11 protein-coding genes and 1 tRNA gene are annotated in these 13,089 nt (G+C 44.3%); 9 read left to right on the forward strand and 3 right to left on the reverse strand.

The window, feature by feature from the left end; genetic code table 11:
- Positions 1-26 precede the first annotated feature (26 nt).
- Both FD973_RS03860 and FD973_RS03865 read left to right on the forward strand, forming a co-directional pair.
- On the forward strand, positions 27-2,240 hold the full coding sequence (locus FD973_RS03860; protein WP_215324309.1) for a malate synthase G: 2,214 nt from the start codon (positions 27-29) through the stop codon (positions 2,238-2,240).
- A gap of 98 nt (positions 2,241-2,338) precedes the next feature.
- A complete protein-coding gene (locus tag FD973_RS03865) occupies positions 2,339-2,836 on the forward strand; it encodes a hypothetical protein (protein WP_215324310.1) in 498 nt (165 codons plus the stop codon).
- Here the strand turns inward: FD973_RS03865 and FD973_RS03870 are convergent.
- Complete coding sequence (locus FD973_RS03870) at positions 2,820-3,338, reverse strand: hypothetical protein (protein WP_215324311.1); 519 nt, start codon at positions 3,336-3,338, stop codon at positions 2,820-2,822. The genes FD973_RS03865 and FD973_RS03870 overlap by 17 nt on opposite strands.
- A 102-nt stretch (positions 3,339-3,440) precedes the next feature.
- Between FD973_RS03870 and FD973_RS03875 the strand changes: the two genes are divergently transcribed.
- The 4 genes from FD973_RS03875 to FD973_RS03890 are packed head-to-tail and all read left to right on the forward strand — an operon-like array spanning position 3,441 to position 6,701.
- Positions 3,441-4,661 (forward strand): MFS transporter, encoded by a 1,221-nt coding sequence (locus FD973_RS03875; RefSeq protein ID WP_251368835.1) that lies wholly within the window; start codon positions 3,441-3,443, stop codon positions 4,659-4,661.
- Positions 4,662-4,670: 9 nt separating this feature from the next.
- A complete protein-coding gene (locus tag FD973_RS03880; RefSeq protein WP_215324312.1) occupies positions 4,671-5,357 on the forward strand; it encodes a dienelactone hydrolase family protein in 687 nt (228 codons plus the stop codon).
- Between the two features lie 16 nt (positions 5,358-5,373).
- Positions 5,374-6,183 carry a DUF4239 domain-containing protein gene (locus FD973_RS03885; RefSeq protein WP_215324313.1) on the forward strand — a complete coding sequence of 270 codons (810 nt, stop codon included), beginning with the start codon at positions 5,374-5,376 and terminating at the stop codon, positions 6,181-6,183.
- 17 nt (positions 6,184-6,200) lie between these two features.
- Positions 6,201-6,701 carry a hypothetical protein gene (locus tag FD973_RS03890; protein ID WP_215324314.1) on the forward strand — a complete coding sequence of 167 codons (501 nt, stop codon included), beginning with the start codon at positions 6,201-6,203 and terminating at the stop codon, positions 6,699-6,701.
- On the opposite strand, the gene FD973_RS03895 is transcribed toward FD973_RS03890, so the two are convergent.
- The gene (locus FD973_RS03895; RefSeq protein WP_215324315.1) at positions 6,698-8,008 is read right to left on the reverse strand and encodes an APC family permease; all 1,311 of its coding nucleotides are present in this window, start codon (positions 8,006-8,008) and stop codon (positions 6,698-6,700) included. The two genes, FD973_RS03890 and FD973_RS03895, sit on opposite strands and share 4 nt — an antisense overlap.
- A gap of 181 nt (positions 8,009-8,189) precedes the next feature.
- Here FD973_RS03895 and FD973_RS03900 point away from each other — a divergent pair, with 181 nt between their 5' ends.
- On the forward strand, positions 8,190-9,995 hold the full coding sequence (locus FD973_RS03900) for an amidohydrolase (RefSeq protein WP_215324316.1): 1,806 nt from the start codon (positions 8,190-8,192) through the stop codon (positions 9,993-9,995).
- A 118-nt stretch (positions 9,996-10,113) separates the two neighbouring features.
- On the forward strand, positions 10,114-10,356 hold the full coding sequence (locus tag FD973_RS03905) for a hypothetical protein (protein WP_215324317.1): 243 nt from the start codon (positions 10,114-10,116) through the stop codon (positions 10,354-10,356).
- Positions 10,357-10,455: 99 nt separating this feature from the next.
- On the opposite strand, the gene FD973_RS03910 is transcribed toward FD973_RS03905, so the two are convergent.
- Positions 10,456-10,542: transfer RNA gene (locus FD973_RS03910), tRNA-Leu, on the reverse strand.
- A 157-nt stretch (positions 10,543-10,699) separates the two neighbouring features.
- Here FD973_RS03910 and rnr point away from each other — a divergent pair.
- A complete protein-coding gene (rnr, locus tag FD973_RS03915; protein ID WP_215324318.1) occupies positions 10,700-13,084 on the forward strand; it encodes a ribonuclease R in 2,385 nt (794 codons plus the stop codon).
- Positions 13,085-13,089: the final 5 nt, after the last annotated feature.

The following is a 13,089-nucleotide window of genomic DNA, read 5'->3' on the forward strand; positions in this document are numbered from 1 at the left end:
AACTTTTTGTTCAAGAAAATATCAACATGACCGCGCGCACAACCTGCAATAGCCTTCAAGTGGCCACCCCTTTATATCGCTTTATCGAAGATAAAGTTCTTCCAGGTACTGGCATTAAGAGTGCTGACTTTTGGAAAGGTTTTGATGAGATAGTCAAAGACTTAACTCCAAAAAATGAAGCATTGCTTGCTAAGCGTGATCGTATTCAGTTGGATTTAGATAAATGGCATCAAGCCAATCCTGGTCCGATCAAAGATATGCCAGCGTATCGTAAGTTCTTAAAAGAAATTGGTTACTTGGATGAAGTGCCAGGAAAAGTTACCGCTACTACCAAGAACGTAGATGACGAATTAGCACTTCAGGCGGGCCCTCAGTTAGTGGTTCCAGTTCTCAATGCACGTTATGCATTAAATGCTGCTAATGCACGTTGGGGTTCTTTGTATGACGCTCTTTATGGCACAGATGTTCTATCTGAGGAAGATGGCGCTACCAAGACTGGAGCCTATAACCCAATTCGTGGTGCAAAAGTAGTTGCCTATGCTCGCAATTTCTTGGATCAATCAGCGCCATTAGCAAAAGGATCTCATCGTGATTCAGTTGCTTACACTGTTGATGGAAATAAGTTAGTAGTTCAGCTAAAAGATGGCAGTAGCACGGGTTTGGCAGATGAGAAGCAATTTGTAGGCTATCAAGGTGAGGCAGCTGCGCCAAGCTCTGTCTTGTTGCGTAACAATGGTATTCATATTGATATTGAAATCAATAAAAACAAAACTATTGGTGCGAGCGATCCTGCCGGCATCAACGACGTTGTATTAGAGGCTGCTTTGTCTACTATTTTGGACTTAGAAGATTCCATTGCAGCGGTGGATGCCGATGACAAAGTGCTTGCCTATGAAAATTGGCTTGGTATTTTGAAGGGCACTTTAGTTGAGGAAGTGAAGAAGGGCGACAAGACTATTACTCGCGCTCTCAACCCAGATCGCAAATACAAAGCTGGTATTGGCGCTGTTGATGCTAAAGACGGCATCGTTACTTTGCATGGCCGCTCATTATTGTTCCTGCGTAATGTTGGACACCTAATGACTAATCCAGCCATCATTACTGGCGAAGGCAAGGAAATCTACGAAGGTATTTTGGATGCGGTTGTCACAGTATTAATTGCTTTGTATGACATCAATCGTCCAGCAAGCCAGGCAATTGGCAATACTCGCAAAGGTTCTGTTTATATCGTTAAGCCAAAAATGCATAGCCCTGAAGAAGTTGCTTTTGCTGGCGAACTCTTTGGTCGTGTAGAGAAATTGCTCGGTTTACCAGCTGATACCGTGAAGTTAGGCATCATGGATGAAGAGCGTCGCATGAGCGCCAATATCAAAGCCGCTATCGCAGCTGCTGGTGCTCGCGTTGCCTTTATTAATACAGGCTTCTTAGATCGTACTGGTGATGAAATGCATACCGCGATGTACGCTGGTCCAATGATGCGCAAAGGTGATATGAAAACCAGCAAATGGTTATCAGCCTATGAGCGTCGTAACGTATTTGCAGGTTTGGATTGTGGTTTGCGTGGCCGCGCTCAAATCGGTAAGGGTATGTGGGCAATGCCTGACATGATGAAAGCCATGGTTGAGCAAAAGATTGTTCATCCGAAAGCAGGCGCCAATACTGCTTGGGTTCCATCTCCTACTGCAGCTACATTGCACGCCCTGCATTACCACCAAGTCAATGTTGCTGAACTCCAAAAAGAAATGGAGAAGCTAGATACTGCCGCTGAGGCAGAGGCATTGATCAATGATTTGCTAACTATCCCAGTGGTAGAAAAGGCAAACTGGTCAAAAGAAGAGATTCAACAAGAGCTAGACAATAATTGCCAAGGTATTTTGGGTTATGTAGTGCGTTGGATTGATCAGGGCGTAGGTTGCTCTAAGGTGCCAGATATTCATAACGTGGGCTTGATGGAAGACCGCGCAACTTTGCGCATTTCAAGTCAGCATATTGCAAACTGGTTACTCAATGGCATTGTGACTGCTGATCAAGTCAATGAGACCTTGCAACGTATGGCTAAAGTTGTGGATGGGCAGAACGCTGGCGATCCTTTGTACAAGCCAATGATGCCAAATTATCAAGACTCTTATGCTTATAAAGCAGCCAGCGACTTGATTTTTAAAGGCCTTGAGCAGCCAAATGGCTATACCGAACCACTATTGCATGCATGGCGCTTAGAGGTGAAGAAGGCACATGCCTAATGATTGTTTGCAGTATGCATTCATAATCATTTAGCCTGGATAGTAAATAAAATGGATTTGCCTTTAAAGCAAATCCATTTTTTATTGAGCATCGCCGAATGTTTAGTTTTCTAAACCCTCTTTCTAAACCACAAGTTCACTTTCCATTTCAGTTCAATGATGGGGGTAGGGCAGACGCTGGCTTTAAGGGTGGTGCTGGAGATTGCGTTGTCAGGTCTATTGCGATAGCTGCAAACTTACCTTATATGCAAGTCTACGAAGATCTGCGGCTTGCCAATGAAAGTTATGCGCTACTTAGAAATGATCGACTTGCTAAAAAATTAAATGCAAAGGGATCATCTCCTCGAAATGGCAATCATCGCAATGTGTTTCATGACTATATTCTGGGTCTAGGATTTGAGTGGGTGCCAACCATGAAGGTTGGTGCGGGTTGTCAGGTACATTTGCGCCCAAATGAGCTTCCCTCTGGAATACTCATTGCTAAAGTTTCAAAGCATGTATGTGCCATTATTGATGGTGTGATTCATGATACGCATGACCCATCGAGGGGAGGAAACCGCTGTGTCTATGGCTATTACATCAAGAGGAAGCGCTAAGATCCTTCTGATGATGCTTTAAATTCCAAGCGGACTTATAGGCATTTGTCATGCCGATCATGACGGAGGTCGTCCACGCCATGCAGAATAAGCCCGAAAATGAAATAAAGAATGCTAGGCTTTTCCACCCAATAGGCAGAATGTCATCAACAAATCCTATCGTGGTGTAGCAACTTCCTGCGAAGATGAGTGACTTTACAGCATCCTCTACCAAATTTAGTTTGAGTAGATAGATGGTCCACAGCACAATTTCGATAATGTGGATAACAGCGATAAAGAAAAATGCCGCATAAAAGTGAAAGAACACTCGGTTGTACTGTTTCAGTTTTAAATTTTGGTTGGTGATTCTTTCGAAACGAAGGATGATGTAATTGATCCAGCCGCCATGGAAAAAAAGTACCGCGATTAGTCCTAGCGCTCCAAATAAAACATCTTTTAAGAGCGGGATTAATGGGATTCCTAACAAAGATGTCTGTACAGCAGCGTCAGGGGTCAATGGCATATATAAGGGGCGTCTAGTGGATTGGCGGGTAAGCAATTATTTTCATCAAGCACGATAATGTCACAGTGAATGTCCCAAGTAAAGAGCCCATTGAGTACCTCTATGCATATTATTGAATCCCAGAAACAAGAGCGCTTCTTCTTGTTTTCCTTGGCAGGCATTCAATTTACCCATATCTTGGATTTCATGATCATGATGCCATTGGGGCCGCAATTCATTAGCGTGCTCAATATCAACACGCATCAGTTCGGTTTATTGCTTTCTTCTTACACTTTTGCGGCGGCTGCAGCTGGAATATTGGCGACCTATTATGTTGACCGATTTGAGCGCAGGCAGCTCCTGTTAAGTCTCTATGCTTTCTTTATTGTCGCGACTCTTGCTTGTGGACTTGCGCCCAATTACGAAACGCTCTTTATTGCTAGGGCTTTTGCAGGAGCCTTTGGCGGTATCTTGGGATCTTTAGTGCAGACCATTGTGGCTGACTCGATTCCATTTGAGCGCAGGGGGAAAGCGTTGGGTACTGTGATGGCCGCATTTTCAGTTTCAACGGTTGCCGGCGTGCCATTGGGCTTATTTTTAGCCAATCACATTCCTTCTTTAGGATGGCGTGCACCATTCTTTTTTATAGCTCTCGTCTCAGGTTTCATACTGTATTTGGGCTATCTCAATATTCCAAAAATTGCGGGTCATTTAGATCATGTTCATGAAGGCAGTCGTTTAAGTCAAATTGCTAGGATTCTGACTGCCCGACAAAACATCAAGGCTTTTGTATTTATGGCCTTCATTATGATTACTGGCTTTTCGGTAATTCCGTATATTGCTTTGTATCTCACTTCCAATGTGGGTATTAGTAATTCGTATATATCGTTGATCTACCTGTGTGGTGGAATCGCTACGCTGATGAGCTCCCGGTTAATTGGCCATATGTCAGATAAGCATGGCAAGGTCAAAGTATTTCGGGTTTTAGCTATTGCGAGTTTGGTGCCGCTATTAGTAACAACCAATTTGCTAGTTACTCCTCTATGGTTGGTTTTGATTAATTCAACCGCATTCTTCATCCTTGTTTCGGGGCGGATGATCCCAGCCATGGCTATGGTTAGCCAGGTAGTAGAGAGCAAAATTCGGGGAACATTTATGAGCCTCATTGGTTCAGTGCAAATGCTCTCCTCCGGAATTGCCTCGGTCTTAGCTGGGTGGGTAGTGACCATTGGTCCGGATGGCATGATGCAGCATTACAACTTAGTGGGCTATGGGGCTGCAGCCTGTGGGTTGGTAACATTTTGGCTAGTAGGATATATTCACTCTGACACAAAGCATAAATAAGGAACCCTCATGATTGAATTTAAAAGACCTGATGGACAGATCGTCAACGGATACCTAGCGGAGCCAGTAGACAAGCTAAATGCCCCTGGGGTGGTGGTAATCCAAGAATGGTGGGGTCTTGATGATGAGGTAAAGGCAGTCGCTGATCGTCTCGCAAAAGCAGGCTATCGCGCATTGGTACCTGATTTGTATCGTGGAAAGTTGGCGCTTGCAGCCAATGAGGCCGAGCACCTCATGAATGACCTTAATTTTGGTGATGCGGCAAGTCAAGATATTCGTGGGGCAGTTCAATACTTAAAGTCCACTGGCAGTGCAAAAGTGGCAGTCACTGGTTTTTGCATGGGTGGGGCTTTAACCATACTTGCCGCATGCAACGTGCCAGAGTTGGATGGAACCATCGTTTGGTATGGCAACCCTCCTTTAGAGTATGTCAATGCCGGCGCGATTACCAAGCCGATGTTGGGGCACTGGGCCATTCATGATGAATTCTTCCCGATCGCAGGAGTGGATCAGTTGGAAGAGAAGTTGAAGCAGGCGGGAGTCAATTTTGAATTTCATCGTTACGACACTAAGCATGCATTTGCCAATCCAAAATCCGATACACGCGGTCTACCGCCTTTAAAGTACAACGCTGAAGCAGCCCAGTTGGCCTGGGAGCGCACACTGAGCTTTTTGCAAAAACATATTACTAACTAAGTAATAACTAAGCACCATGAATAACCATAGACGAGAAGACGTTTTTTTCAACTGGATTTATAAGAGAAGCAATATTCAAATTCTGATATTGCTGATTTTGTTTTTTGTTGCAATGTTAGATATTTTGCCCAGACTAATACAATCCATTCCATTCTTTGCGCCAACGCAAGATAGTACGCGTTTAGGTTTAGGTCTTTTTGGATCGATTATTACCTTAAGCGGGCTGCTAATCGGTTTTTTACTAAATCAAGCCCAGTCTAATTTTCGTGAAGTCCAAACCCTAGTTTCTCAGGAGGCTGGTCGCATAAATAATCTGGATCGTTTGTTAACTCGATTTGGCGATCCATCTATAGCACCTATCAGAGTTGAATTGTTCGAATATATGAACTCAATCGTCTATGACGAGTGGCCGTTATTACAAAAAGGCGAAGGCAGTAGTAAGACGCATATGCTTTGGCGTGGTATTTCTCGAAAGCTGATGTCTATTGAGCCTACCAGCAATAGACAAACGGCGATGTATACAGACATTATTAAAAAATCCGAAGAGGTTGCCGAGAGTAGAGAGGCTCGTATTGAGCGTTCAAATATTCGTTTGCCAGGTTTATTCTGGATAGTAATTTTGATATGTATGTTTGCTTTGATGGGAATTAACACACTGTTTTTACCATCAGACTCTTTTTTCTTAGGCTTAAAAATATTACCGATCACGATGGGGGCCTTGATTTCCTTATTAGTGATTACTGATCAGCCGTTTAAGGGTCAGAATTCAGTGCAGCCCGATGCCTTTTATAAGATTATTGAGTCTATTAAAACTCGCAAGGAATAAATTCCACATCAAATCTTATGCACTTATTTTCTGAAAACCTTGCCGTAGAAATTTCTACTTATTACCGTAATTTGGCCTTAGGCCATGGTGTGATCCCTAAAGTATTTACTTTGGTCAATGGCGAAGGTGATCAATACCTCTTTTTCATTGATGATCTTCCAATAGAAAGTGAAGAAGAAAGAAATCAGTTTCTTGCTTATATTGTTCAAGAGCATGAAGCTGTTTGCTATGCTCGGGGAACATTAGTCATCGTTGAAAAAAATCAGCAATATATTGAATTTGCTGTAATTGACCGTGAAGATGCAGACGCGATTGTTTGTTCGGCTGAGCTTACAAGGGATATGGACGATAAGCCTATTGGCTTAAGTGAATTTGATAAAACCCTAGTGAAGAAGGGCACCATTATTTTTGGCGGTTTATTCGAGCCAATTCCATTGGCTGATAGCAAGATCGAGGATTTTGATAGTCTCTGGCTGGAGATGAAATCTAAAATTCTCCACCGCACGATGGGAATTTAGTTCTTCTTCAAGTATTTACGGGCAGTCGCCTCAACTGCGAATGATCCGACGAGAGCGCCGACCAAAGCAATTGCACTTCCTGGCGCAGTCTCAATGACATTTATAAATAGGGTGGCAAACAGGCTAAGGTTAATGGTAATTGCAGCCCAGAGCGGCCAAAGTTTGGCCCCAGTTTGTTTGTGAACTTGAATATGTCCATAAGTAATTGCGGCATATACCAATAAAAAAGCAAGGCTAGCCATTTTCCCAACGACATTTAGAGGGAAAGCCAATACCAAAACAATTACGATGAATGCGGAAGCGGTCAGGGCTCTTAATTGCGTCTTGAGAACGGAATCACCGAGAGCTTCAGAGACAGTAATTTTTTTTGCCATATCAGCTGCGATATTAGATGCGGCAAAGATAGTTGCATTTAATGCGGCTGCACAGGCCAAGAGCGCGGATGCGCCAATGACGACAAAGCCTGTTTTGCCGGCGATAGCTTGGGCGGCATTGGCAAGAACATGGCCGCTGTAATTTTGCATCTGCGCCGGACTCATCAGAAGAATAACTGCAGTGCTTACAAGAATATAGGCAATAGTCACCAATATCAGGGCAGAGAACATTGCTAGAGGCAATTCTTTTTGGGGTTCTTTCATCGCATTGGATGAGTTGGTGACAACACCAAAACCTTGGTAGTTGATATACAAAATCCCAGTGGCTATGGCGATGCCATTGACGGACCAGCCTGACGGCTGAAAATCACGAATATCCGCTACATAAAGGCCCTCTACAGAGAAAAGTAAAAGCGCAATAGTTACAAAACCAATGGCTAGAGTTTCCGCTTTACCAACAATATCTGTTCCCAGCAAGTTAATACCTGCGCATAAGACCACAATTCCTGCTCCAACCAATTTGATTGCGAGTGGAGATAAATTACCCCCAAGCAAGGTATTGGTGTATTCCGCAAAGCCAGCTGCATAGAGAGCTGCCGCTATGAGATAAGCGATATATTGAAAGATATTGAGCCCACCCGATATAACCCCTGGGCCATAACTCATGACTGTGAATGTGGCAGCGCCACCGCTGCTTGGAAAGGTGGCGCCTAGTTTGGCATATGAGTACACCGAAAAAGATGCTGCAATCGCTCCGAGCAAAAAAGCCAGAGGAACGTGGGTGCCAGCATGGGCGCTTGCAGGCCCTAAGAGGGAGAATAGACCGGCACCCATCATGCCGCCAATGCCCAAGGCGGTAGCAGCAAATAGGCTGATTCCCGGTTCTTTACCAGTGGCCTTTTTTAATAGGGTGGGTTTTGCTTGGGCGGTCAATTTTTTTTTGGTATCGGATATTTAGGGCTTTATATTAAAGCCTTTACAGTAAATAGACATTTGGGTCCATTTGATGATAATCCAGTACTGTAATAGGTAATAACGCTAATGATGATGGCTAGTTATTTACTTTAGCCGCTGACATAATTTGTAAGTTTTAATTATTCATGAGGATGATTTTGTGAAAAAGTTCAACCGTAGTTTTATTTCTAATTCCATTGCCACTTTGATGGCGTGCTCTATTCCACTAATGGCTTCAGCAGAAATCGTGGTGCTGAAGGCCTCAACCATTATTACGATGGATGATAAAAATCCTCGAGCAGAAGCGATTGCTTTTGATACAAGCACCAAAAAAATTACTGCTGTTGGAACGCTTAAAGAAGTTCAAGCATCAGCGCCCAACGCTACGGTTAAAGATTTAGGTACAACTGTATTGATGCCGGGTTTCATTGATCCTCACAATCATCCCTTCTTATCAGGAATTACGACTCAAGCGCCTGCTATTTGGGTTGCGCCTTATGTTGGTTATAAGACCTGGGGTGATGTTCAGGCAAAAATTTTAAAAGCCGACAAAGAGTCTCCTGCTGGTGTGCCATTAGTCTTTAATGGTGTTGATAAATTGTTGCAACAAGCTCCAACCCCAACAAAAGATGTGCTCGATAAGTTAACCCCAAGTGGACGTCCAGTAGTTGTAATAGATAATTCTGGGCATGCGGTTTACTTTAACTCTGCATCCATCAAAATGTTGGGCTGGAAGGATGGCAAGCCACCTGCTGATCCAGTTGGCGGCAATTATGGTCGCAATAAAGACGGCACGTCTAATGGAGTTGCTAATGAGACTGCTGCCATCATGGCTGTAATGAGTCCGATCCTTCCTAAGGCCGTTCCTCATTTATTGCTCTCAGGCGCTGAGTGGTATGCCTATTTAGCCTCTTTTGGGATTACTTCTACCTCTGAGCATACCTACAGCACTGGCATGTACAAGGGCTACTTAGCGCTTGCTTCGGTACCTAATAGCCCAGTAAGAATAAGCGTCTATCACATGGCAGTTGATTCTGATGCGGGGGTTAAAGCCACTTGGCCTGACTCTAGCATGGTTCGCAAAAACGGTATCAAGCTCTGGGCTGATGGTACCCCTTGGCTGGGGAGCGTAGCTCAAAGCTTTGGATATTTGGATAATGAGCGGACTCGTAATGCTCAAATTATCCTTGGGCCACTTGGTGAAAAGGGCATGAACTACACACGCTTGCAGCTCGATGAGATGCTCGACAAATATACTCCGATGGGCTATCAGATGGCTTTTCACTGCAATGGTGACGTAGGCTTTGATGTAGTGCTTGATGCTTATGAGTATGCTCTAAATAAATACAATCTTATTGGCACCGATCACCGCTGGCGTGTTGAGCATTTGGGCGCAGCCCGCGCAGACCAATTTAAGCGCGCAGAAAGTCTTGGCGTAACAGTTTCACTGGCGCCTTTCCAATATATTTATTGGGGTGATTTATTGGATGGCACTATGTTTAAGCCTGAGTATGGTTCGCAATGGCAGCGCGCTGGCGATGCGTTTAAGTACAACATTCACACAACATTCCATAACGATGGCTCAGTATCTCCGCCTGACACTTTAAGAAATATTCAGCGGATGGTTACTCGAACAACAGACGCTGGTAATGTTCATGGCCCCAATCAGGCAGTGACCTTAGATCAGGCGCTCAAGGCTTCCACCATCAATGGGGCATATCAACTAAAACGCGATACAGAAGTTGGATCGCTTGAGGTGGGTAAGTACGCCGATTTGGTAGAGCTTTCCGCTGATATTACAGCGGTCAAACCCAATGAAATTTTGGATAAAGTCAAAGTCCAAGGTACTTGGCTTGGCGGTAAAAAAATTGATACTGCTCAATTCTTAAAAGAAGTTAAAGCGATTGATCCAAGCGAGCATCAGGCTCTAGGTCAGGCAAGTTTGAAGGCGGTTCATCCGCATTAAGAGATTGCGTTCAGACTAAAAACCGCCTTCGGGCGGTTTTTCTTTAGGCGCTCACCAACATGATTGATGGTGATAGGATATGGCTATTCAAGACTTTATAGGTAAAGGAAACTAATTCATGAGAACTATTGCCTCCACATTAATGGTTTTATCAGCGGGAGTTGTATTGGCTGGCTGCGCTATGCAAACGGAAATTATTCCAACAAGAGGTCAGTCTGAAGCTCAATTTAATAAAGATAAAGAAGCCTGTTTGCAAGTTGCTAGAAGCTACTACGGAGCATCTAACAATGATTTAACTACTTCCGATACATATTTGGCCTGTTTGAGCTCTAAGGGTTACGAGACAAAATCAAAGTTCTAATTTGATTGATTGCCTTGTAGCTGAATTGGGTCGCAGACGCCTTGCTTAAAAGGTTGGCCTATATAGTATGAGGCTTAGGAGTTGACTTAGATGTAGCGGTGGTGCCCAGGAAGGGACTCGAACCCCCACAACCTTACGATCGCCAGCACCTGAAGCTGGTGCGTCTACCAATTTCGCCACCTGGGCAAGCTTTTATTATAAATGGATAAGCATTTTTAGGTCTTTTGCGCCCGTTTTTGACTTTTTCTCATTTGTCCTCGCGGTTTGATACAGTAGGCTTATTCATAACAAAAATAGATATCAGTAGATATATAGATAGGGCATGTATTGCCGAAGGAATTAAATGCGTAAAGCAAAAGACTTGGTGCCACGTGAGGCAGATCGTTTAGGTACGGTTCAAGGGCATCGAGATGGATTTGGATTTGTCATTCCCGATGATGGTGGTGAAGATATTTTTCTTTCGGAAAGAGAAATGTCGCGTGTTATGCATGGGGATCGCGTCAATGTCAGAGTTTTAGGAACAGATCGTCGTGGTCGACCTGAGGGGCAAATTGTTGAAGTAGTCCTTCATGCCAATAAAGTGGTTATAGGCCGTCTCTTAAATGAAAATGGTGTTTTGATTGTTGCGCCAGAAGATAAACGTATTGGTCATGATATTTTGATTCCGCCTAAGGGGCAAGGTAACGCCAAATTGGGTCAGGTGGTCAGCGTAGAGATTATTGATTACCCAGATAGCTATCGGCAAGCGGTGGGAAGGGTGGTTGAAGTCCTTGGTGAAATTGATGATCCAGGGATGGAAATTGAAATCGCTGTCCGCAAATATGGAGTGCCGCATGAGTTTTCTGCGGCAGCATTAAAAGAAGCGGCTGCATTACCCGATGCAGTACAGCAATCTGATCTTGAGGGTCGCATTGATCTTCGAGATATTCCTTTGGTTACGATCGACGGCGCTGATGCGCGTGACTTTGATGATGCAGTCTATTGTGAGCCAGTCATGTACGGCAAAACAAAGGCTTGGCGATTAATTGTAGCCATTGCTGATGTCTCCCATTATGTGAAGCCTGGTCAACCACTCGATGACGAGGGTTTGTTACGCGCTACTTCGGTGTACTTTCCAAGGCGTGTCATACCGATGTTGCCAGAGAAGATTTCGAATGGACTTTGCTCCCTAAATCCTGGGGTAGATCGCTTGTGTATGGTGTGCGATTCTGTGGTGGATAACAACGGGATTGTGTTGGCTTACCAGTTCTATCCAGCGGTAATGCATTCTGCACAGCGTTTTACTTATGACACTGTTTGGGAGATTCTTTCCAATAGCAGGGGGCCTGAAGCAACTCGCTTTGCCCAATTCCGTCCGCTTTTAACTAATCTGTATTCTCTTTATAAGATTTTGCTAGCCGCTCGTGAGAAGCGCGGTGCAATCGAGTTTGAAACCACTGAAACCCAAATTATCAGTAATGAGCTTGGCAAAATCCTGCGTATTGAGCCACGCATTCGGAATGATGCGCATCGCTTGATTGAAGAGTGCATGCTGACCGCCAACGTTTGTGCTGCCGATTTCATTGATAAAAATAAACATTTAAGTCTCTATCGAGTTCACGGCGAACCCTCCGAAGAGAAATTGGTCACTCTTCGACAAGTGCTCAGAACCTCTGGTCTGTCATTGGGTGGTGGTGATAAGCCAAAGCCACGTGACTTTGCTAAGTTGATTCGTGAGATTAAAGATCGTCCCGATGCCAATATGTTGCAGTCAGTAGTTTTACGTGCCATGCAGCAAGCGATGTATCAGCCAGATAACGAAGGTCACTTTGGTTTGGCTTATCCAGCGTACTCTCATTTCACAAGTCCAATTCGTCGTTATCCAGACTTATTGACTCATAGAGTAATTAAATCCATTCTGCAGAAAAAGCCTTATGTACCTGTATTGCCGCCAAAGGTGCCTCTCAATTTAACTTTGCCCCGCAAAGGTAAAGGTCGAGAAAATGCAGTCAATGCCAAGAAATCTCAAAGCGATGCGAAGGCAGGGGCTGCTAAAGGTACCAAGCCACCAAAAGGTGCAAACGCTGCATTACCAATTTGGGGTCAACTAGGCGTTCACTGCTCTTCAAATGAACGACGCGCTGATGAAGCTTCGCGTGACGTCGAGGCGTGGCTGAAGTGTTATTACATGCGTGACCATTTAGGTCAGGAATATGCTGGCACTGTGACTGGTGTCGCAAATTTTGGTTTATTTATTCAGCTAGAGAGCTTATTTGTTGAAGGCATGGTTCATGTAACTGAACTGGGAGGTGATTACTTCCAGTTTGACGAAGCGCGCCAAGAATTACGTGGCGAGCGCACTGGAATTCGTTATCGCTTAGGTGATCGTGTGCACGTATTGGTAAGTCGTGTTGATTTGGATGCGCGTAAGATTGAATTTAGCCTAGTCAAATCAGTTGGCGCAGAACCAGGCGGCTCCCCCAATCGTCGTCAACTGTTGCTAGCTGCCGATACTGGCAGGCCAAATAAAAAGGCAGCCTCAAAAAGAAGTCGGCCAGACAATAAGATTCCGCAAAAGCCTAGTGGGGTTAATGTCAATGCAGCCAAATCTGCTGGCACTTTGGGCGCGAATCAGTCAAAGAGTAAAGCGAGTCGAAAAAACGGTAAAGCAAGTAAACCTGGAAGGTCTGTTGGCAAGCCTGCAGGCTCTAAACCACCAGTGCGAAGTACTAAAGCACGCCGTAAATAAAGATT

Origin of the sequence: Polynucleobacter sp. MWH-Braz-FAM2G, from assembly GCF_018687635.1 — a bacterium.
In the GTDB taxonomy this organism is placed as follows: domain Bacteria; phylum Pseudomonadota; class Gammaproteobacteria; order Burkholderiales; family Burkholderiaceae; genus Polynucleobacter.

Coding starts and splice junctions, on each gene's coding strand:
- FD973_RS03865 (WP_215324310.1), top strand. CDS start 2,339: ATGTTTAGTTTTCTAAACCCTCTTTCTAAACCACAAGTTCACTTTCCA.
- FD973_RS03905 (WP_215324317.1), top strand. CDS start 10,114: ATGAGAACTATTGCCTCCACATTAATGGTTTTATCAGCGGGAGTTGTA.
- FD973_RS03875 (WP_251368835.1), top strand. CDS start 3,441: ATGCATATTATTGAATCCCAGAAACAAGAGCGCTTCTTCTTGTTTTCC.
- FD973_RS03870 (WP_215324311.1), bottom strand. CDS start 3,338: ATGCCATTGACCCCTGACGCTGCTGTACAGACATCTTTGTTAGGAATC.
- FD973_RS03860 (WP_215324309.1), top strand. CDS start 27: ATGACCGCGCGCACAACCTGCAATAGCCTTCAAGTGGCCACCCCTTTA.
- FD973_RS03890 (WP_215324314.1), top strand. CDS start 6,201: ATGCACTTATTTTCTGAAAACCTTGCCGTAGAAATTTCTACTTATTAC.
- FD973_RS03885 (WP_215324313.1), top strand. CDS start 5,374: ATGAATAACCATAGACGAGAAGACGTTTTTTTCAACTGGATTTATAAG.
- FD973_RS03880 (WP_215324312.1), top strand. CDS start 4,671: ATGATTGAATTTAAAAGACCTGATGGACAGATCGTCAACGGATACCTA.
- rnr (WP_215324318.1), top strand. CDS start 10,700: ATGCGTAAAGCAAAAGACTTGGTGCCACGTGAGGCAGATCGTTTAGGT.